Raw genomic sequence first — 20,282 nt, 5'->3', positions numbered from 1 at the left:
ATCTAGGCACCTCCGAGAGCCGAGGTGAAGGTCGAAACGATGATGTCCCGCTGCTCCGGCCTGAATGGCGGGGCGGCAGCGGCCATACGCCGCGCCCAATTCTTCAGCTCATTGTCCGAAGCGGCGACCGGGGTGGGTGCGACGGCGGCGTCAAGATCCGTCCTGGTGACGTAGACCTTGCGTCCATCTTTGACAGCGGGGAGACGTCCGGTCCTGATGTATCGGCGGAGGGTGATGACGCTGCGGCCACTGCATTCGGCGGCGGCGTTCAAATCTAGTCGGGTAACGGCAGGCATTTGATGCTCCAAGGTGCTGATGGGAGCACAACACGAAGCCATCTGCACGAGCTCTCGGTGCACGCGCCTGCCGACGCATTCACCTGGCCACACCGGCCTGCATAATCTTTTCAGTACACACGCCTGCCAGCGTCTGCACCTGGCCACGAGGGCCCGCATGATCTTCCCGCCACAATGCCTGCCAGCGATCGTGACGTGATGCATCTATAAGAGGTGCATCTGCACTATGTTTCCAGTCAACGCACCTGCCGACGCGCTGACCTGGCCCCTATCAGGGGCTGCACTATTTTTCAGCCACGCCGCCTGCCGACGAGCATGACCTGATGTTCAGTTGCGCATCTGGGAATTCCAGATATCAAAACATTATCATCTGGGCGATCAAGTTTGATAGGCGCAGCGCCGATAGGGCACTAATTCGGAACGGTTAGGGACTGCTGCCAATACTGCCGCCAGCCAACCTGCGGAACGGCGCACATGCGATCTCAGGAGAATGGGAGGACGCGCTCATGTCGCACAGTTAGACAAGGGCGGGTGCGACTCGATTTGTATTGATAAATCAAGGAAAAGCTTGCGCTGTCGCACTGTCGCACATCTCTTGAAGTTCTATCTGGCGCCTGCAATATGCTGCCATAACAGCTTCCTAAAATATTCTTATATCTGTGCTACGGTGCGACACTTTGAACAAATATGCTCAGATATCAACTAAATCTCGTGTCGCACTTGGTGTTGCACATCCTGTCGCACACCAGTGTCAGGGCCGGTGTGCGACACGTCGTAGCCGGGGAAGAGTAGCTCGCGCCGGCAGTCACCCTTGTGCAACCCTGTCGCCGACCATGGCCGGCAACGGTGCGGTGATGCATGACCGTCCGGCACCTAGCTTCTCGGCTCAGATTTATTCGAACATGTGTTCTATACTCTTTTGCGTGATGAAGCGAGGTAGTCCGGAGGACTCAGAGCGCATGTTCGCCAGGATCCACGCTGAAGAAAGCCGTCCGATTGATGATCAGGCTCCCATCAGGGAGTTCCCGAAGTATGGGCGGCCCCTGGTGTACGTGGGCGGCATCTATGGCAAGGCAGTGGGGTGGACCCGCAACTACGGCCTGATTGAATGGCTCGACTCGTCAGGTACATACCCACATTGGGTGGGCACATTCGTCCAGTATCAAGCGGGTGAAGCCAGAAGAGTGGAAGGGTGCCGGCGGACTGTAGCCAAGGGCGGCCAGTAGTCCCGACCCCGTTAGTGCAGGAAGCAGCGGTCTCCGGGCCCAGGATGGTCTGTTGCACCCCAGGTTTGCAAACGGGCGGACCCACCACGTCTTACGTGGCTCATTCCATACAGGAATGTAAGCTCCCACCATGGGACGTGTACCGGACTTGCAATCAGCCTCAACATCACCAAAGCTCAACATCCCCAAACCCCAGCGGAGGCGACTGCGTACCTACGCTTTCGATCCCATGTCAACGAGGCTGTCGGGAAAGTTTCTTCATATCGACATCCCCTTCGAGGCTGAGCTGCTGCCAGGTCCACAGGGCGAGCTCTTTCAAGTTATCGACTACAACGCCCAGTCAAACGAGTGGTACTCCCCAGTGGATTTAAACGACCCGTGGATACTGGCCCAAGACGGGTTGCGGCCCTCAGAGGGCGACCCTAGAACCCATCAACAGGTCGTTTACGCCGTCGCTATGAGCGTCGCGGAACGAGTCGAGAAGTTTATGGGACGGCGCTTCCGGTGGAGGAGCAAAAATTTGCTGCGGCTAGTGCCACATGCTTTCGAGGGGCAAAACGCCTTCTTCGATCCCCAGCGCCGTGCCGTTCTCTTCGGTTACTACCGGGCCCACAAGAACGATCCTGGCGCCAATCTCCCGGGCCAGATGATATTCAGCTGTCTGTCAAGTGACATTATCGCGCACGAAGTTACCCACGCGATCATTCACAGGTTGAGGAAACGGTACTCAGAACCAACCAATCCTGATGTTTTAGCCTGCCACGAAGCTTTCGCTGATCTTGTGGCTCTGTTTCAGCATTTTGTTCACAAGGACGTCTTATACGAAGCTGTAACTGCCACTCAGGGGGACCTCACAAGGAATACGGCATTGCTCGACCTCGCGATGGAGTTCGGTCAATCTTCCGGAAGGGGGAAAGCTCTTCGATCAGCCATCGGGTCAGCAAGAACCCCTGAAGCTTTCCGCAACGCAACCGAACCGCATGATCGAGGAGCTTGTTTCGTATCTGCGGTCTTTGATGCTTATCTCGATAGCTATCAGGACGCTATCGCCGACCTGCTAAGAATAGCGACCGGCGGATCCGGAGTGGTTCCAGCCGGGCGCCTGCACCCCGACTTAGTGGGAAGAATCGCAAAGGAGGCAGCTCAGACAGCTGATCGTATTCTCGGGATGGTTGTGCGGGCGTTCGATTATCTTCCGGTCCTAGATGTGACGTTTGGTGACGTGGTAAGAGCCGTTGTCACCGCGGACAGCGCGTTATATCCCGATGACCAGCTTCGCCTCCGCGGGAATCTTGTTGAGGCATTTAGACGCCGTGGCATCGTTCCGTCTGGTGTTTCGTCATTATCGGATGAGTCGCTCGCCTGGCCTACCCCTGACTCTGCAATGAACCTCAATGATGCTCGTGATATTGACCTGCCTGGCCTAATACTTGCAGCCACTATGGACTTGGATCCAGACGCCGCCGAGGTTAAAGAGACAAACCAATCAGAACGACTGAATAACCTTCAGGGGGCTTTGAAATATTGGGGAGAAGCAAATGCCCTGGCTCTCGGCCTAGATCCAGCATATGCGGTGAAACTAGAAGGAATTCACGTAGCTTTTCGGCAGGCAGAAGATCGTCTTGCTCACCCTGAGATTACTGTCCAGCTGATACAGCGAAGGAGAGATTTCGAAGATCAAACCCTAGATGCAAACAGCCGCACGGCTGTGTGGTCAGGAGTCACCTTGATTGCTGGTGCTGATGGGCGGGTGAAGCATATAATATCAAAGCCCCTTCCGCTGAAGGAGCTCAGAGATGACTGCCGATACTGGGAGAGACGCTACGGCCTTGCAGCTCAACTACGAATCGAGTCAATAAAAGAATATGCCCAAGAACTTTCCTATGGGGATCCGCGGTTTACGTGGGGAGGCGCAATGTCTGCGAAAGGGACAATGTTTGCTGCCCTTCATCAAGCCGAGTTGTAGGAGGATAACGTGACAGAGCCAAAAGACTGCGTTTTCGTCCGCATGTACAATGTGGGTTTTGGGGATTGCTTTCTTGTGACAATTCGACGCCCAGAAAAAGTGTGGCGCATGCTCGTTGATTGTGGTGTCCATAATCAGGGACAGAAGCACTCTATGAAGGAAATTGTTCCGGCGCTTATTTCTGATATAACCGAAAAAGGCCGCGCTCATATAGACGTTCTAGTCGCAACGCACCACCACGCGGACCACATAGCGGGTTTCGCATTAGACGATTGGGAAAATGTAAGCGTAGGTGAGGTTTGGCTCCCGTTTGTGGAGGACGAGTCCGACGTAGATGCGATCCGACTGCGGGAAGCCCAGGACTCTGCAGCTATCGGGTTGAATGCCGTTATAAACCAGTTACAAGGTGGGCATTCGTCTGATTCATGGCCGGGGCCCATTGCGCACGCCTATGATCTAGTCGTAAATTCTCTTCGTAACCAGGACGCGGCAGATAGGCTTCTCGGGAAAAACGGTAAACGTTTCAAGAATAGCGACGTTAAAACGCGCTACTTCCCTATAGTCGGTCAGGATGTTACACGAGTGCCGATCGATGGTATGGGCGGCACGATTCACGTACTGGGTCCATCTCGCAACCCGGATGCGATAAAAGCAATGAATCCTCCTTCCAGTGCTGGGTGGTTACGCTTTGATCACCAGTCAAGCGTAGCCGCCGGCGGTGTTGGAGCAGCGGAATCTTTATTTTCGCCGGAGTATTCGCTTTCCTCCAGATATGTACCGATTCACCTAAGGCAGGAAAAGGCATCCCTTGCGCTAAGGACTCTCTCTTACTATGAGGGAATTAGTCATGTCGCGTCGATTCTTGAACGATCAGTTAACAATACAAGTCTGATATTCGTCGTGGAAATAGGCGGAGTAAAACTGTTGTTTCCAGGTGACGCACAGCATGGCGCGTGGGCACATGTGCTGGCGCTAAAGGAGAACCGGTCTCTGCTCGCAGACGTCAACATGTACAAAATCGGGCATCACGGATCCCACAATGGTACGCCACGAGAGTTCGTAGAGGAGGTTTGGAGGTCCGGAGCAGTCGCCTTTCTTCCGTGGGGCCTAGTGAAGCGCTGGCAAGAATCAATCCCAAAAGCAGAGCTAGTCGAGGCACTGAAGGCCCGCAACCACGAAATTATCTGCGGTGGTGAACCATTTAAGCACGATACTGATGAGGAGATATCCTCACAAGATCTTTACCTGGAACGAGCTTTTCCGATAGTTGCCCTCATTTAGGAACTGATCTGCCTGGTGAAGTAGTACATGTTGAGGTGCGGCGTTTTGCATCTAGAAACCTAAATGTGACCGCTCGACGGGAAGCAGTATTTTTATTGGCGCCCAAACCGTCCTACGAGAGCGAAGTATCCAAAGGTGTGGGCAACCAGATGGCTGCCACTGAAACAGCCAAAAGGTGATGCTGGCAGCCTGAGTCAGCTGCTTAACTTTCACGGCTTACATGACGTCAAGGTCTTGTGTAGGGAGATCCCCTTTCAATGGGGAAGACCTGGAATGAAAGCCTGATTTTCTCAATCCTTACCCGTGAAGGCCAAACCACTTCACCGATTCAACGCTCGGGTCCAGTCACCCGATTGAACTGCTTTGTTAGCTATCCGAACCGAGATCAGAAGCGATGGCGTTAGCGCTGCACTAACTCTGGACTGCGCATACCATTAGGGATCCTTTGCTGGCTTGCATCTCTTACGTACCCCTGTTGACGTGGGCTATCTAGAAGATGCGAGTCTCATACCGCGTCGCGAGCAAATTCTGCAATTCGTTGCCATCTGCGAAGCCGACTACTGCCTGGTAATCGTATTTAAGAAAACTGAGACCGTTTTCCCATAACGCGAGCAATCGGCACAATCTGTTGATATAGATCGCTTTGTTGCATGTCCGTAGCAAGTTTATATGCGTTGTCATTTAGAAGGGCTGCTATCAGTAGCGCTTCTGGTTGTGCTGCCAAAAGGTGAATCCTGACGTCAAAGTACGCTGATCTTGGACCGATCTTTTCTTGCATCGCGTCAAGGTCAGCTTTCTTTTCGGAAATATAGCTGGAGGTCATCTGCTCAAGATCCGTGGGCCTAATTGACGTCCGATGGCATATCTCCTCAACGTTCTGCAGGGATAGATGATGGCTGCCGCGACCCCACCCGAGATCATGAGCGGACTGAGATAGGAGCCTTGTTAATCGCAAGATGGAGAACGAGTCAAGCTCAGACACAGTTCTTACGCCCCTATCGAGTTCAATATCCATCAGCTCAACTAAAGCGAGAACCCTGGCAAACTGCCGTTGAGTCTCTTTGGGGATCAGCCCTGGACCCTTATAGATGTATTCATGTTCAATTTCCGCCCACGTATGCTCCGCGACCGTTCGAACCTGAACCTCACATCTTAGAGAATCAGAAAGTGACGTCGTTATCCCACTGCAGCGCACATCGAGGTGTAGCCCCGCGTAGGCGAGCTCCTTATAATCCCGATCAAGTTCTTTGTCATCGACTTCTAGAATATCGAGATCGTCCGTTTGCTCGATGGCTTGAAGGACTTTCGCCTTGTCCGAGAAAAGCTGAACTATGACCCTGACGCCAAGAAGATCAGAACAGTCTGTCCAGGGGGTAACGTAATTCTTCGTACCCTGCTTTACGAACAAGCTCAGAGGGTCCTTGTATCGTGATTCAATTTTGTGTGGCTTCAACCCACACGAAGCCAGAGCGGACTCAACTCGCGTATGAATCTGCTTTATTGCCGATTCGTATTCCGTTAGAGCGGTAAGATATAGATTGAAGGTCCGCTCAGGTGTCCAAATTTCGGCAGCCGGGATGCTCATCGTGGACGAGAATTAGTGACGGAATCTAGAGGGACGCCTTTGATAGTGACGTCATAGAGTTCACTGTCCGACGAGAAGTCGCGCACAACGCGCACCTGCCCCTGGCTTCCGATTTGGTGCGGCGGTGCAACTAGAGAAATCTCGGCACCTAGATTTATGCGCAAATTGTTAAGCCGGCCGCTAATCCTTTTAGAGTCCTTAGTGAAGCTCATCATGGGGACACCCCGCGCAGAGGCCGCGGCCCTGATGTCTTGCTGATGACTAGAAGGAATGTGGCTGCGGATGAAGGCTTCGGCATCCATGAAGGGTGAGTTGCTCTTGATGTCGACAGCTAGAGCCGCCTGGGCTTCCATCTTTTCGTCGGCGTCAAGGCTGCTCTGATGAATGGCTTCCGTCATTTTGTCGAGGAAGCGCTCCGTGAGTACCTCTGGCTCATCGGCCAACTTCAATCCTAGAAACTCGCCCAAGAAGTAGTTGGCAAAGCCGCCTCCGTTCTGGATATCGGCTAGGAATCCGTCTACGCCGACCGGATTCTGATCAGTCTCCAGCAGTACGGCGATCTTATAAATCCTCGTTTGCTCACCGAAGACGAGATCAGGAATCCTCTTTATGGAAATGCTACGCAGCCCACCTTCGAGGGTAGTAGCTTCAGCCTGCATGGCTTCTTGGTGTTCAACTTTGGCGATGAGCACGCCGGGCGAACCGTCCAATTCGGCGTCTGCAACGACCAAAAGGCCGGTCTTGGCATTAAGTCGCTGAGAATCGACTAGGCGATTTACAAGGAGCTGACTCAAGCCCTTGAGATCGGCTGATCGGAGATGCTCGAAGACCGCGCTCGGTGAAGGACTGTCAACCTGGTCACTAGGAACCACGCTCAACGCACGCTTCTCGAGTGCATCGCTGAACCTGTCCGTCAGGAAGCCCAAGTCTCGAGCCTCCAATTCAACCGGAATGTCGGTCAGCAACGCCTCGAAACGCTTTTCGCCATTGCGCTCATGAAGCGCAATCTCGTGCATGAATACCGATGCCAGACTTAGCGAGCTGTAATTAGGCAACGCGGTGACCCCCAGGGACGAACTAGTTTTTGCCTATCTTTACTTACCATCCACGAGTATCCAACTCGACGACTGGACCAGGAGCCCGAAAGTCTAGCCGCATGGGACGTTTTCAGCCGGCGGACTTCAGGATTTGTCGGCCCTTCTCGTCTCCGCTCACTTGGAAGCCGCGCGCTACGGCCGGGTGTTAGCCTAACTGCAGTGCGCTGCTAGTTATGGGTAAATCAACCCTGACGTCGGCCATCAGCTACCCACCCCTACATTTCAAGCCGACCGGGGCACTATGCCCCTGCAGTGCAGGACGACCAGTGACCAGTGTGACCTTGGCGATTCCGGCGGCGATCCAAGCAGGGCTGGACAGTGGCTCGCTTGTGCGATGGGGTGGGACTATTCGCGATACAACTGGGCTTAATGTCACGTATTTGGACGATGCGCCCTTGGCTCCTGGCTTTGTGGAGACCCTCTTGGAACGTTCTGAAGCGGCTGTTAAGTTGGTGCCCGCCAAGCCCGCCATGATTATCGGCGGGGCAATCTTTGCGGCAGCGCGGTCGCCGGAGGGGTAGCCATAGTCGCGAAGAGGATCCAAGCAAACAAAGCCCCCTGAACCGGAGTGCGTAGCAACCTACAACACATCGTTGAGCAAATACTTTAAAGGCGGTTCGCGACGGGGACCTTGATGCAGATATTGTCGACCGGCTCATCACTGACCTAGGGCGTGGCTCCTAAATCGGCGGCCGGCCGGCTGGAATGCTTGAGGGGTGTCGCGAACTTCTCTGTTGAGTGATGATCAGTGGTCCCGGATCGAGCCGTTGTTGCCATGTTCTGACGGGCGGCGGGGACGCCCGTTCCGGGGCCATCGCCAGGTCATTGAAGGCATGATTTACCGGTACCGATGCGGCATTGCCTGGCGGGACCTGCCTGCGGAGTTCGGTCCTTGGCAAACGGTCTGGAAGCGGCACCGCCGTTTCGCCTCCGACGGGACCTGGGATCGGATCCATGCGAGGCTTCTGGCCGAAGCGGACGCAGCCGGGCTGATCGATTGGACCGTGTCGGTGGACTCGACCATCAACCGAGCCCACCAGCACGGGACGAACCTTCCCCGCTCCACAGGGGGAACTCCCGAATTACAAGAAACTGTTTGCTGAACCGTCTGACCACGCGATAGGCCGTTCCCGGGGCGGACTGAGCACCAAGATCCACCACGCCTGCGACGGTAGAGGCCGGCCGCTAGCGATGATTCTTGGCCCCGGACAGGGCGGCGACTCGCCCATGTTCCCTGTTGTCATGGAAGCAGTCCGGGTTCCCCGCGTCGGCGGCGGCCGCGCGAGAACCCGCCCCGATGCCGTGATGGGAGATAAGGCCTATTCGTCGCGTGCGAACCGATCACTACTGCGCGGACGAGGCATCAAAGCCATCATCCCGGAACCCTCTGACCAGATCGGACACCGCAAACGCCGCGGTTCACGCGGCGGACGCCCCGTCAACTTTGACTCCGAGACCTACAAACGACGCAACACCGTCGAAAGGTCCTTCAGTCTCTTCAAACAATGGCGCGGCATCGCCACCCGTTACGACAAACTCGCATTGACCTACCGTGCCGGCGTCGTCCTCTACGCGGTAGTCATCTGGTTACGCCAATAAGGAGACACGCCCTAGATGCCGTAAGGGCCTATGTCGCTGGAAACGGCCGCAGAATCAAACTGGACTTCGGGGCCAAGCAGGGACAAGCGCTCTTCGAACTGGTGGCTGAATACACCGCGAAACTAGCCGGGGCGAGCACCCTTGACCTGGCTAAACTCCTGGAACAGGAACGAGTAAAGGGACCCCGCGAGGGACAGGAACATGGGCACGCTGCTGTCGAGGACGTGCGTCGCAATCTGGCAGTCCAGATGAAAATCTTCTGCAATGCGGCGTAATTCTTCTGAACTAGGGTAACCGAAAGTACGGCCAACTGAATAAGCAGTGCAGCATTGGGAAATTGAAAGCCCAGCCTAGATGAGCGTTGATCATGCTCGCCCTCCCTGGAAGCAGAAAGTGTCCGTAAGCTTCTCGGCTGCGAACTGCTCGGTAAGTAACGCCCGCCGAGCGACCACACAAGCCCCGCCCTCACTAGGAGGCGTGGGTTGTGGGGTCCCTGAGCGCAATGTTAGGCCTGTCCGTATCATCTGTGGCGCTCAGTCCGCCCCATCAGAACAAGTGCCCCACTTTTCGAGATACTGAGCTTGACTGCCTTGCTCACATCGGGGGCGGAAATCACGGTATGGATGACATTATGGTCACGTCAGACAGCGACTGCAACACAGTGAAGATCACCTCACTCCGACAACCAGAAAGAGAAACTTGTCGTACATGAATTGCAACAATTGTGGGTCAGATGCATTGATCAAGGCGCACCTAATTCCCCGCGCATTCTGTGTGGAGGTAATGACTGGAAAGTCCCACGCAGCCTCGGTAACCAAGGCGGGGAGTTATGAAGTCTCGCAGTCCGGGGTTTGGGATAAAGATATTCTATGTGGCAAATGTGATGGAAAGCTTGGCGGATATGAGCAGTACGCTCACCGGATCGCCCAGGCAATCCGACAGACGGGATCAGACACTAGCTGGAAGACGAAGGTCATAGCAGACACTGACAACATCAAGATCCTGCGATTCTGTGCAGGAATTCTGTACAAGTACAGCCTGACTACGAAGGCAAACGGCCAAATAACGCTCGGCAGATACCAGGATGTGCTGCGATCATTCATCTTTGATCAGAACAGTGACGTACCTCCAGAGATTGATGCGTTCGTTGTGCGTCCCCTGAAACACGACGACGATGGGGACGTGTTCGCTTACCGGGCTCCCAGCCCGGATCGCAAGTTCGGCGTCAACCTATATCGAATGATGATGGGCGGATTGATTTTCTTTGTCCAGCTTGACCAACGCCCGATCTCCGGAATACCACAGGAAATGCTAATAAAGAATCGCGCCGATGGTTTACCTTTCGTGACAGGTGACGCCGCGAGTTTCGAGGAGTTCACAATTCCGCGGGGAATGACCCAGACAAACGAGAGGTTGTCTGCTTACCTCGACAGGATTTCCTAGTTACCTGGGCGTGCGGCGGTGCTGCTCATGGCAAACTTTCCCGTCTGCGCAGAGCGGGAGAGGTGGAATGGCATGGTGAGGCAGGTGCTCTGGCGCCCGACGTCCAACCATGCCCCGAGCGCGCATCGCGCGCTGCACATTTCCAACTGAAAATTTTTTTCCGAATCAGGCCGTCGAAGGGGTGTATCAAGACCCACCTCTAGCCCGAACTATCTCTGGGGCAAACTGCAGCCTCGTCCTCGGCGCGCTGCTTCTGTTGTGCCGACGATTCCGACTACCCCGGTTGCCTGCCGCTGTGCTGGCAGTAGCAGGACTCGGGCTGTTCGTGCTGCTCGTTGGGCCGGATGCGAGCGTCCTGCGGGCGGCGCTTATGGGAGCCGTGGCAGTGGTATCCCTGGCTGGCGGCCGGTCCGGGCGCGGCCTGAGCTTCCTTTGCCTTGCCGTGATCGGCCTACTGCTGATCGACCCCGGGCTGGGATCAAGTTTCGGGTTCCTCCTGTCCGTCCTGGCAACACTGGGAATCATCGTCCTCGGCCAGCGCATCATGGCATGGACCCCCGCCTTCATCCCGCGCTGGGCATCCGCGGCAGTGGCTGTTCCCCTGTCCGCACAATTGCTCTGCGGACCAGTGATTGTTGTGCTGCAGCCCCAGTTCTCTACCTACTCGCTGCTGGCAAACGTCGTGGCATCACCACTCGTAGCGCCCGTGACACTGCTGGGAACGGCTGCCGTGCCCCTGGTAGTTCTGGCCCCGTGGGCAGGAACCGCCCTGATCGCCGTGGCGGGCACGTTCAGCGCGGGAGTGGCGGCGACGGCAAGATTCACCTCGCAGCTTCCCGGCGCAGCCCTTCCTTGGCCCGAGGGTGTGGCTGGCGGGCTGACCATGTTATTTCTGTCGGTGCTGACGTTCGTGACCGTGTGCGCCGTAGTCCGCCCGCACCGGCTCGTCCGCTTTGTGGTGGCTTCGCACCGACGCACCGTTTCCCTGATCGAAATGCTCGAGCGGTACGCGGCCGGAGGGTTACAGCACTGCAGCCGGGAAGCGCTGCGCAGGTCCGCCCCGCGAGTGCTGCCGAAGCTCGGTCCTGGCTTGGACCGGGCCGCCGGACATGGCAGGCTGGGATACTGCACAAAACTCTCCGGAAGGAAGCCCCGATGGCCGCTGCGCAGAAACGTGCAACCCGTTCGCCGGCGTCAAGCGGTCCCACCTGGCGGGACGTAACCCCGGCTGCGGTCGTCCTGGTCACCGGACCTGAAGAGTACCTCGGCATCAGGGCCATGGACCGGGTCCGAGCAGAGGTACGGGCAGCCGCCCCGGACGTTGAGGTCAGCCGCATCAACGCCGCGGCCTACGAGGCGGGGACCCTGCTCATGCAGGTCAGCCCGTCCCTGTTTGGCGAAAGCAAGCTCATCGAAGTCGAGGCTGTCGAATCGATGAACGACGCCTTCCTGGCCGACGCCCTTGCGTATCTCGGCCACCCGGAGTCGGACGCGGTCCTGGTTTTGCGGCACGGAGGGGGAGTTCGGGGAAAGAAGTTGCTCGACGCGATCAAAAAGGGCGGCTGGCCGGTTGTGGACTGCCAGCCCCTCAAAAAGGACGCGGACAAGGCGGCGTTCGTTGCCTCCGAGTTCAAAGGGGCCGGGCGGAGGATCGAGCAGGACGCCGTGCAGGCGCTGGTCAACGCAGTCGGAGCGAACCTTTCGGAGCTGGCCGCGGCATGCAGCCAGCTGATCGCGGATGCCGGCACGACGGTCACCACCGACATCGTTGACCGCTACTACGGCGGACGGATTGAGGCCACAGCGTTCAAGGTCGCCGACGCTGCCATGGCAGGAAACGGCCCGCTTGCGCTGTCCACTCTTCGCCATGCCCTTGCCACGGGAGCCGATCCCGTTCCGCTGGTCGCCGCGCTGGCGGCAAAGCTGCGGACGGTGGCCCGCGTGGCAGGCGCTTCGGGTTCTTCAGCCCAGATCGCCGCCGACCTCGGGATGCAGCCTTGGCTCGTTGAACAGGCCCAGCGGGACGTCCGACGCTGGACGCCGGAAGGCCTGGTCCGCTCCATCCAGGCCACCGCGGAAGCCGACGCCCAGGTCAAGGGCCTGTCCCGCGATCCCGTCTACGCCGTGGAACATGCGGTCACGGTCATCGCCATGTCCGTCCAGGGCAGATAATCCGCTACGCCGGGCCAGACCGATAAATCCCGGGCCTTTAGGACAAAACCGGACCCCGGTGGTTAAAGATGTGTGGCCGGTACCAACCGGTACCGGCCACAACCATCAGTTCAAGGAACTGGAAACCTTACAGTGCGTTGACCTTCTTGGAGATCGCCGACTTGCGGTTCGCTGCGTTGTTCTTGTGCAGAACACCCTTGCTGACAGCCTTGTCCAGCTTGCGGCTGGCAGCAACCAGGGCAGTAGCAGCTGCATCCTTGTCCGTGGACTCAACGGCGGTGTTGACGGCGCGGATGGCCGTCTTCAGCTCAGACTTGACTGCGTTGTTGCGCAGGCGTGCCTTCTCGTTGGTGAGGATACGCTTCTTCTGGGACTTGATATTCGCCACGTGTGAACTCTCTTTTTAATGCGGAAATGGTCTAGAGGGCTTTCAGATTGGCCATTGACTGAGCGGCGTGGGGATACCTATGGCGGCCAACCATCAGTGGCCGTCGACCTGCACGGACACACAGCTATAAAGAATAGCAGGTCAGACGCAGGGCTGGCCATTTGGGAAGCTAGCTCCAACCGTGTCGCCGGCGGAGCCCTTCAGCCACCTTTTCAAAGCGAGCACGGTCCAGCACCGCACCTTCCCGGCGGATGCTGTCCGGCCGGAGCTGAAGGACGCGGTCCAGCCGGGCTTCGCTGGGCCGCCCCTGCCGGTCCCACCCTCCGGCGCCGATATCCACGTAGTCAGCTGATGCCCCCGCCTCGGGGACGCGGTCCTTGCTGGTGAGCATCAGCCCGAGGAGATATCCGCGGCTGCGTCCCACCAGCAGCACCGGGCGGTCCTTCCCGCGCGTGTAGTCCTCCTCGTAAGGGACCCAGGCCCACACCACTTCGCCCGGATCCGCGGCGTCGTCCTGCTGCGGCGCATAACGGATGGTGAAGGGGCGCTGAAAGTCGCCGGGGTACTGACCGTTCCCCGGACTGGCAGGGGAGGGCGCGCCGCGGGCTGGACCGGAGGTGCCGGCGGGTGCGCCCCTGCCGGCCTTCTGCAGTGCGCGCATGCCGGCTTTGACGGCGTTTGCCAGGGAACGGAAGTTGATAACCATCCAGCAACCCTAGCGCCGCCTGCCGTCGCGGGGGTGGAACATCAAGGGACCCGTAATGCAGTGCCACAGGCCCGGACGTGGGACACTTGAGGTTCAAATGTGCGGTGCGTCCGCAGGGTGCCCTCGGTGCGTCCTGGCGGCGGCCGCGTGAATGCCAACAGTAAGGACCCTGCGTGTCTCCCATGGCCCGCACCGCCCCGGTGCCCGCCGCGACAGATCCGGCCATCATTCGGAACTTCTGCATCATCGCGCACATTGACCACGGCAAGTCCACCCTGGCCGACCGCATGCTGCAGTTCACCGGCGTCGTGCAGTCCCGCGACATGAAGGCCCAGTACCTGGATCGCATGGACATCGAGCGTGAGCGCGGCATCACCATCAAATCCCAGGCTGTCCGCATGCCGTGGGAACTCGAGGGCACCAGTTACGCGCTGAACATGATCGACACCCCCGGCCACGTGGACTTCACCTACGAGGTATCCCGCTCCCTGGCAGCCTGCGAAGGAGCCATCCTCCTGGTCGACGCAGCGCAGGGCATTGAGGCCCAGACCCTCGCCAACCTGTACCTGGCGATGGAAAACAACCTCACGATCATCCCGGTCCTGAACAAGATTGACCTCCCGGCCGCCCAGCCCGAGAAGTACGCGGCGGAACTGGCCAGCCTCATCGGCGGGGACCCGGAGGACGTCCTGCGTGTCTCGGGGAAGACCGGAATGGGCGTTGAAGCGCTGCTGGACAAAATCGTCCGCGACCTCCCGGCCCCGGAGGGCAATGCAAACGCCCCTGCCCGCGCCATGATTTTCGACTCTGTCTATGACACCTACCGCGGTGTGGTCACCTACGTCCGCGTGGTGGACGGGATGCTGCACCCCCGCGAACGCATCCAGATGATGTCCACCCGGGCCACCCACGAACTCCTTGAGATCGGTGTGAGCTCCCCGGAACCTACCCCTTCCAAGGGCCTGGGCGTCGGTGAAGTGGGCTACCTCATCACCGGTGTGAAGGATGTCCGCCTGTCCAAAGTGGGCGACACCGTCACCAACCTCGCCAAGCCGGCCGCCGATTCTCTCCCCGGCTACGCCGATGCCAAGCCGATGGTCTTCTCCGGCCTGTATCCGTTGGACGGCACAGACTACCCCGTGCTGCGTGATGCGCTGGAAAAACTGATGCTCAACGACGCCGCCCTGGTGTACGAGCCGGAAACCTCCGCCGCTCTGGGCTTCGGCTTCCGCGTGGGCTTCCTCGGACTGCTCCACCTGGAAATCACCCGCGAGCGGCTCGAACGTGAGTACAATCTGGACCTGATCTCCACCGCCCCGAACGTGGAATACGAGGTAACGCTGGAGGATAAAAAGGTGGTCCACGTGACCAACCCCAGCGAATACCCCTCCGGCAAGATCTCCGAGGTCCGCGAACCGATGGTGTCGGCCACCATCCTGGCCCCCAACGAATTTGTCGGCGCGATCATGGAACTGTGCCAGAGCCGGCGCGGTGTTATGGGCGGCATGGATTATCTGTCCGAGGACAGGGTGGAAATCCGGTACCGCCTGCCGCTGGCCGAGATCGTCTTCGACTTCTTCGACATCCTCAAGTCCAAGACCCGTGGCTACGGTTCCCTGGACTGGAAGGCTGACGGCGAGCAGGTGGCCGACCTGGTGAAGGTGGACATCATGCTCCAGGGTGAGCAGGTGGATGCCTTCTCCGCCATCACACACCGCGACAAGGCTTACTCCTACGGTGTCATGATGACCACCAAGCTGCGCGAGCTCATTCCACGCCAGCAGTTCGAGGTGCCCATCCAGGCCGCCATTGGCTCCAGGATCATCGCCCGGGAAAGCATCCGCGCAATCCGCAAGGACGTCCTGGCCAAGTGCTACGGCGGCGACATTTCCCGTAAGCGCAAGTTGCTGGAGAAGCAGAAGGAAGGCAAGAAGCGCATGAAGATGGTGGGCCGCGTCGAGGTTCCCCAGGAAGCCTTCATCGCCGCGCTCACCACCGACGAGTCCAAGGACAAGGCCAAGAAGTAGTGAACATCGCGTCCGGCAACACCGGAGGCCCCTGCAATGCCTAGCACTCTTCCCCTCGGCGACCCGGCGCCGTCGGACGGTCTGCTGCCTGCCCAGGCAGTGGACGGTTCGACGGACAGGGCGTTCGGCCTGTACGTGCACATTCCGTTCTGCGCGGTGCGCTGCGGCTACTGCGATTTCAACACCTACACTGCCACTGAGCTCGGCGGCGGCGCCTCCCAGGACGCGTATGCCGGCACGGCTGCCTCGGAGGTGTCGATGGCGGCCCGAGTGCTGGCCGAATCCGGCCTTCCCGCCCGAAAGCTGAGCACTGTGTTCTTCGGCGGCGGCACCCCCACCCTGCTTCCCGCGGATGATCTCGCACTGATCCTCCGGAGGGCCATCGAGCAATGGGGAATTGAAGACGGCGCCGAGGTCACCACGGAGGCCAATCCCGATTCCGTAACGCCCGAATCCCTCGCCATCCTCAAGGACGCTGGCTTCACCCGGGTCTCCTTCGGCATGCAGTCCGCCGTCCCTCACGTCCTCAAGGTGTTGGACCGTACCCACACGCCCAGCCGGGTCCCGCAGGTGGTCCAATGGGCGCGCGACGCCGGCCTCGCAGTCAGCCTGGACCTGATCTACGGAACACCGGGGGAATCCCTCGCCGACTGGCGGTGCTCGCTGGAGACCGCCCTATCCTACGAGCCTGACCACATCAGTGCGTACGCGCTGATCGTGGAAGACGGCACGAAGCTCGCCGCCCAGATCCGCCGAGGTGAAGTCCCCGGAATCGATGACGACGACCACGCCGACAAGTATGAGCTTGCCGACCAGATGATCACCGAAGCAGGTCTCGGCTGGTACGAGGTCAGCAACTGGGCCCGCACCCCGGAGCAGGCGTGCCGCCACAACCTTGCCTACTGGCGCGGCGATGACTGGTGGGGGATCGGCCCCGGCGCGCATTCGCACGTGGGGGGAGTCCGCTGGTGGAACGTCAAGCACCCCACCGCCTATGCCGGCCGCCTGGCGCAGGGACTGTCGCCCGCTGCCGGCAGGGAAACGCTGGATCCGGAAACCCGGAACGTGGAGCGGGTGATGCTCGAGGCGCGCCTGCAGTCCGGCCTTGAGGTTTCTGCCCTTGGCGCCGAAGGCCGCCACCAGGTCGCAAGCCTGATCGCGGACGGACTGGTGGAGCCGCACGCAGCTTTCCGGGGACGGCTCGTCCTTACCCTCAAAGGCAGGCTTCTGGCGGACGCGGTGGTCCGCCGAGTGCTTCCCGCTTAAACTTGCGGGGAGCCGCGCCAAGGGTGGTGGTGGTCCTGGTGGAGCTGTCCCAGAGGCGCGCCTCGATGCATAGCCCTTCTGTCCGCCGGTCCAAGGCATCCATGGCGGGTCCGAGCAGGTGGCCGGGGATCCGGCGCGCGAGGGTGACGTGCGGTGTCCAGGCGTCCGGCAAAGTGTTTTCATAGGAGCCTGTGCACTGCTGATGCAGCCGTGCGTGCAGTCGGAGCAATCCGGCCGCCGGCACAACCAGACGGGCCAGCACGTACTTGCCGGGGCCGGCAGGGAAGACCACTAAACCGGAAAACCTGATGCCCAGCGGCAGTTCGCTCCACAGATCCTGTACGGACCCTGTGTCCAGCGTGTTGCCTGCCGCCAGCGTAATGTGCGGCCTATTGCTCGGTGAGGTGTGCGTGGCGAGGCTCGGCAGGCCGGCTTCCGAGAGCCGGGCCCAATCCGTCCTGATTGAAGAATCAGTGGATTCCCCGAAGGTCAACTCGACGCTGCGCATGCACCCATCTTGCCGGACGCTGGCGTTTGGATCTTCCGGAAGGCTCGGAGCGTCCCTCCGCTACTTGATCCAGCGCAGGTTGTACGGGTAACGGTGCGGCTGGCCTTTGTTGACGTGGATGCCGGCGGCCACCGAAAAGCAGGTCAGGCCGATCCAGATCAGTGTGGCGATGACGGCAAAGATGTTGCCGATCACCGGCACGAAGACCAGGATGTTGGCGACCACTGCGGCGATGGTGGGCGGCAGGCTGAAGTTGAGCGCTTCCTTTGACTCCTGCGCCGTAAACGGGCCGCGGTCACGGAAGATCAGGTAGATCAGCAGCGAAGGAACGCAACCCAAAATGCCGCCAAAGTGGGCCAGGGTGGCCCACTGCCGGTCTTCGCTGGCCGTCAGGGGCAGAGCATTCGCCGGAACGCCGTGGTACTCCGAACGGCCCTGGCCGCCCTGGCTATCCCTGTGATCACGTGCGTTTTCTGCCACAGTCTGTTCCTTCTAAAGTGCAATGGTGCTGACTAAGAGTGCCATGTCTGCTGCGGGTCCTGCGATCGGCAGACACCGCTGTACCAAGAATACTGGGTGCAGCGGTTATGCCTGACCTCACCCACCGGCGGGGAGCGCGTTAGTCAGGCCCGCTTGACGATTAGGGGACGGTGAGGAAATCAATGACTTCTTCCACCCGGCCCAGCAAGGACGCCTCCAGGTCGGCGTAACTGCGGACGGCGCCCAGCAGCTTCTGCCACCCGAGGCCGATGTCCTCTTTGGTCTCGTGCGGCCAGCCGAAGGCTGCGAGGACGCCGGTTTTCCAGTCCTGGCCGCGCGGCACTACCGGCCACTGCTCGATGCCCAGGACAGCCGGACGGATGGCCTGCCACACGTCAACGTAGGGGTGTCCCACGATCAGCACATTCCCCGCAGCTCCGGGGGAGGCCATCACCGATTCGGCGATGCGGGACTCTTTCGAGTCGGGCACCAGGTGGTCTACGAGCACTCCCAGGCGCCTGCCCGGCCCCGGCCTGAAATCGGCCACGGCAGCAGCGAGGTCATCAATGCCGTGGAGGGGTTCGACGACGATGCCCTCCACCCGGAGGTCATCGCCCCACACTTTCTCGACAAGTTCGGCGTCGTGCTTTCCCTCCACCCAGATGCGGCTCGCCTTGGCAACCTGTGCTCGCTGCCCTGCCACACGGACAGATCCCGACGCCGTCCTGCCGGCGGCGGTGCCCGTGCCCGCCGCCGGCCGCGGGGCCGGGGGCATCAGGCGGATTGCCTGGCCTTCAAGGAGGAACCCGAAGCCCAGCCGGAAGGACCTGGACTTGCCGCGGCGGTCCTCCAGGGCCACCACGTGCATTCCTCCCGATTTCTCCACCCGGGTCACCGCACCAACCCACCCGGACTGGACGTCCTCCAGCACCATGCCACGCTCCACCGGCACCTCGGGCAGTTGCGCCCGGGCAGGCGCGGACAGGTCCTGGGCTCCCCAGTTCTGGTAATGCATCGAATCACACTCCGCCTCGTGCTGGATCATGGCCCGGAAATTCGCCTGAGCGGTACCAATGCTAACAACGGGGCGAGTCATAATAGACTGTTAGCACTTAGGCATGTCGAGTGCTAACCCCTGTAGAGACACGATGCGGGCGGAACGGCTGCCCTGAACCCTTGATGGAGGTGGAGTGTGAGCGAGCCACGCAAACTGGAAGTACTGCGGGCCATCGTGGAGGACTACGTCCACTCCCGCGAGCCCGTGGGGTCCAAGGCCCTGGTGGAGCGTCACCATCTGGGCGTTTCCAGCGCAACCATCCGCAACGACATGGCCGCGCTTGAGGATGAGGGACTGATTACCGCCCCGCACACCAGCGCGGGCCGCATCCCCACGGACAAGGGCTATCGGCTCTTCGTCGACCAGATTTCCGCCGTGAAGCCGCTGTCCCAGGCGGAGCGGCGGGCTATCCAGTCATTGCTGGAAGGCGCGGATGACCTTGACGACGTCCTGGAACGCACCGTCCGGCTGTTGTCCCAGCTGACAAACCAGGTGGCGGTCGTCCAGTATCCCCACCGTAACCGAGCACTGGTCCGCCACATCGAATTCGTCCTCCTTGCCCCCCGGAAGGTGCTGGTGGTGCTGATTGCCAACAGCGGCAAGGTTGAACAGCGGGTCATCGACGTCGGGCAGGACCTCGCGGACGACGCCATCGCTGCGCTGCGCGGCCAGTTTCTTGGATGCCTCGCAGGGACTCCCTTGGCCCAGCTTGGGCAGTCACTGCCCGCAGTGGTGTCCGGCGTCGCCCCCGGACAGCGGCAGGCAGCCCAGGCGCTGGCGCACGGGCTGGAGGGCCTGGCCCTCAGCAGCCGGGAAGACCGCATGGTGATGGCCGGCACGGCCAACCTGGCCCGTTCCAATGTTGACTTTCCGCTGAGCATCGGCCCGGTGCTTGAGGCGCTCGAGGAGCAGGTGGTGATGCTGCGCCTGCTGAGCGAGATGGCACAGGACCACCGCGGAGTGGCCGTGAGCATCGGCCGTGAAAACCCATACGATGGCCTGGCGGAGGCATCCGTCGTCGCTACCGGCTATGGCCCGGACAGCGTGGCCAAGATTGGCGTGCTGGGTCCCACCAGGATGGACTACCCCACCACCATGGCGGCAGTCAGGGCTGTGGCCCGTTACCTGTCACGCATTTTGGGACCCTGACCGCAGTACAGCGCCCAAGGGCGCACAGCAGTGTAT

General features: G+C 59.7%; 17 protein-coding genes. 9 read left to right on the top strand and 8 right to left on the bottom strand.

Annotation, left to right across the window (positions count from 1 at the left end; all coding sequences use genetic code 11):
* Positions 1–2: 2 nt before the first annotated feature.
* On the bottom strand, positions 3–296 hold the full coding sequence (locus CXQ88_RS21760; RefSeq protein ID WP_181037466.1) for a helix-turn-helix domain-containing protein: 294 nt from the start codon (positions 294–296) through the stop codon (positions 3–5).
* 1,356 nt (positions 297–1,652) lie between these two features.
* On the opposite strand from CXQ88_RS21760, the gene CXQ88_RS10100 reads away from it, so the two are divergent.
* Both CXQ88_RS10100 and CXQ88_RS21545 read left to right on the top strand, forming a co-directional pair.
* Positions 1,653–3,488 carry a hypothetical protein gene (locus CXQ88_RS10100; RefSeq protein WP_146069184.1) on the top strand — a complete coding sequence of 612 codons (1,836 nt, stop codon included), beginning with the start codon at positions 1,653–1,655 and terminating at the stop codon, positions 3,486–3,488.
* Positions 3,489–3,530: 42 nt separating this feature from the next.
* The gene (locus CXQ88_RS21545) at positions 3,531–4,769 is read left to right on the top strand and encodes an MBL fold metallo-hydrolase (RefSeq protein WP_258061808.1); all 1,239 of its coding nucleotides are present in this window, start codon (positions 3,531–3,533) and stop codon (positions 4,767–4,769) included.
* Positions 4,770–5,346: 577 nt separating this feature from the next.
* On the opposite strand, the gene CXQ88_RS10095 is transcribed toward CXQ88_RS21545, so the two are convergent.
* The gene (locus CXQ88_RS10095) at positions 5,347–6,354 is read right to left on the bottom strand and encodes a GTP pyrophosphokinase (protein WP_104044029.1); all 1,008 of its coding nucleotides are present in this window, start codon (positions 6,352–6,354) and stop codon (positions 5,347–5,349) included.
* Positions 6,351–7,370: a nucleoid-associated protein gene (locus CXQ88_RS10090; RefSeq protein ID WP_104044028.1), complete on the bottom strand. Its 1,020-nt coding sequence runs from the start codon at positions 7,368–7,370 to the stop codon at positions 6,351–6,353. Before CXQ88_RS10090 ends, CXQ88_RS10095 begins: the two co-directional genes overlap by 4 nt.
* Positions 7,371–8,167: 797 nt before the next feature.
* Here CXQ88_RS10090 and CXQ88_RS10080 point away from each other — a divergent pair.
* The 4 genes from CXQ88_RS10080 (at position 8,168) to holA (ending at position 12,665) form a co-directional block, all read left to right on the top strand.
* Positions 8,168–9,050 (top strand): IS5 family transposase gene (locus CXQ88_RS10080; RefSeq protein ID WP_181037464.1). Its coding sequence is split into 2 segments (ribosomal slippage): positions 8,168–8,527 and positions 8,529–9,050, totalling 882 coding nucleotides; the frame shifts between segments, so codons are not numbered across the junction.
* A gap of 783 nt (positions 9,051–9,833) precedes the next feature.
* Positions 9,834–10,493, top strand: a complete 660-nt coding sequence (locus tag CXQ88_RS10075; protein WP_104044026.1) for a hypothetical protein — start codon at positions 9,834–9,836, stop codon at positions 10,491–10,493.
* Positions 10,494–10,602: 109 nt separating this feature from the next.
* Positions 10,603–11,715: a ComEC/Rec2 family competence protein gene (locus tag CXQ88_RS10070; protein ID WP_104044025.1), complete on the top strand. Its 1,113-nt coding sequence runs from the start codon at positions 10,603–10,605 to the stop codon at positions 11,713–11,715.
* Positions 11,649–12,665 carry a DNA polymerase III subunit delta gene (gene holA, locus CXQ88_RS10065; protein ID WP_104044024.1) on the top strand — a complete coding sequence of 339 codons (1,017 nt, stop codon included), beginning with the start codon at positions 11,649–11,651 and terminating at the stop codon, positions 12,663–12,665. The genes CXQ88_RS10070 and holA overlap by 67 nt, the downstream gene beginning before the upstream one ends.
* 127 nt (positions 12,666–12,792) lie before the next feature.
* On the opposite strand, the gene rpsT is transcribed toward holA, so the two are convergent.
* Positions 12,793–13,053, bottom strand: coding sequence for a 30S ribosomal protein S20 (gene rpsT / locus CXQ88_RS10060; RefSeq protein ID WP_104044023.1), 261 nt, complete (start codon positions 13,051–13,053; stop codon positions 12,793–12,795).
* A 169-nt stretch (positions 13,054–13,222) separates the two neighbouring features.
* On the bottom strand, positions 13,223–13,759 hold the full coding sequence (locus CXQ88_RS10055; RefSeq protein WP_104044022.1) for a type II toxin-antitoxin system PemK/MazF family toxin: 537 nt from the start codon (positions 13,757–13,759) through the stop codon (positions 13,223–13,225).
* A 173-nt stretch (positions 13,760–13,932) separates the two neighbouring features.
* Between CXQ88_RS10055 and lepA the strand changes: the two genes are divergently transcribed.
* Both lepA and hemW read left to right on the top strand, forming a co-directional pair.
* Positions 13,933–15,786 carry a translation elongation factor 4 gene (gene lepA, locus CXQ88_RS10050; RefSeq protein WP_104044021.1) on the top strand — a complete coding sequence of 618 codons (1,854 nt, stop codon included), beginning with the start codon at positions 13,933–13,935 and terminating at the stop codon, positions 15,784–15,786.
* 36 nt (positions 15,787–15,822) lie between these two features.
* Positions 15,823–17,052, top strand: a complete 1,230-nt coding sequence (hemW, locus tag CXQ88_RS10045; RefSeq protein WP_104044020.1) for a radical SAM family heme chaperone HemW — start codon at positions 15,823–15,825, stop codon at positions 17,050–17,052.
* Here hemW and CXQ88_RS10040 read toward each other — a convergent pair.
* The 3 genes from CXQ88_RS10040 to CXQ88_RS10030 all read right to left on the bottom strand — a co-directional run bounded on the left by CXQ88_RS10040 (position 17,000) and on the right by CXQ88_RS10030 (position 19,055).
* The gene (locus tag CXQ88_RS10040; protein WP_104044019.1) at positions 17,000–17,560 is read right to left on the bottom strand and encodes a 2'-5' RNA ligase family protein; all 561 of its coding nucleotides are present in this window, start codon (positions 17,558–17,560) and stop codon (positions 17,000–17,002) included. The two genes, hemW and CXQ88_RS10040, sit on opposite strands and share 53 nt — an antisense overlap.
* A 60-nt stretch (positions 17,561–17,620) precedes the next feature.
* On the bottom strand, positions 17,621–18,040 hold the full coding sequence (locus tag CXQ88_RS10035; RefSeq protein ID WP_104044018.1) for a DUF4870 domain-containing protein: 420 nt from the start codon (positions 18,038–18,040) through the stop codon (positions 17,621–17,623).
* Between the two features lie 160 nt (positions 18,041–18,200).
* Positions 18,201–19,055: a DUF3097 domain-containing protein gene (locus CXQ88_RS10030; protein ID WP_104044077.1), complete on the bottom strand. Its 855-nt coding sequence runs from the start codon at positions 19,053–19,055 to the stop codon at positions 18,201–18,203.
* A gap of 177 nt (positions 19,056–19,232) precedes the next feature.
* Here CXQ88_RS10030 and hrcA point away from each other — a divergent pair, with 177 nt between their 5' ends.
* On the top strand, positions 19,233–20,246 hold the full coding sequence (gene hrcA, locus CXQ88_RS10025) for a heat-inducible transcriptional repressor HrcA (RefSeq protein ID WP_104044017.1): 1,014 nt from the start codon (positions 19,233–19,235) through the stop codon (positions 20,244–20,246).
* The last annotated feature ends 36 nt before the right edge of the window (positions 20,247–20,282 follow it).

It is taken from the genome of Arthrobacter sp. ZGTC412 (assembly GCF_002929215.1).
Classification (GTDB): Bacteria; Actinomycetota; Actinomycetes; order Actinomycetales; family Micrococcaceae; genus Arthrobacter.
Note: the sequence above shows the minus strand (reverse complement) of the source record. Positions and strands in the feature narration are given on the sequence as shown.